General features: G+C 69.6%; 1 protein-coding gene and 1 pseudogene. Both read left to right on the top strand.

What is annotated here, in order from left to right:
* The first annotated feature begins 220 nt into the window (after window positions 1-220).
* Window positions 221-472, top strand: a complete 252-nt coding sequence (locus EXE44_RS22245; protein WP_394348236.1) for a DapH/DapD/GlmU-related protein — start codon at window positions 221-223, stop codon at window positions 470-472.
* A pseudogene (locus EXE44_RS17760) lies at window positions 459-639 on the top strand (hypothetical protein); the annotation flags it as partial. The gene EXE44_RS22245 and the pseudogene EXE44_RS17760, both read left to right, overlap by 14 nt.

Below are 639 nucleotides of genomic sequence, written 5' to 3' on the forward strand. Positions count from 1 at the left end.
CGGAACGCTGACGAGGGCCCGCGTCGACGGAGCCACGGACGCGACCGGGGCAGAATGCCGTGAACCCGACGACGGAGTAAGGAGTGGGCACGCGGCTCACGTCTCGCGTTACTCGCCTCGCCTCCGGCGTTACTCACCTGTCCCCCGGCGTTACTCGGCTCGCGCCAGCGGGGGATCGCTATCGCGCCGCTCCCCCTGTTCGAGCCCGCTCTCCCGAGGTATGCCCATCGTAACAAAGTCGACATTCGCGGACGTGCGTGCGGGAGACGGGTTCACGACCGGACACAACGCCCTCGTCAGGGAAGGGACCGAGCTCGGCGACGACGTCCTCGTCGGCACCAACAGCGTCATCGACGGGGAGACGACGGTCGGCTCGCACGTGAGCCTCCAGACGAACGTGTACGTCCCCCGGGACCGTCGGTGCCGCGTCCGTCGCGGATCTCGGAGGCGGTGCGTCGGTGACCGTCGATGACACGGAGACGGTGAAGCCGACCACCGGCGACACCGCCTTCGAGGTGCGGACCACGCTCAACAACAGCGACGCCGCGAACGCGACGCGATCGTACGACCTGGTCGTCGAAGGCGGGAGCGGCTCCGCCGTCACCGTCGACGAGCGGCCGGTGACCCTGTCGGCCGGGG

The sequence above is a fragment of the Halorubrum sp. SS7 genome (assembly GCF_005435055.1).
Taxonomy (GTDB): domain Archaea; phylum Halobacteriota; class Halobacteria; order Halobacteriales; family Haloferacaceae; genus Halorubrum; species Halorubrum salinarum.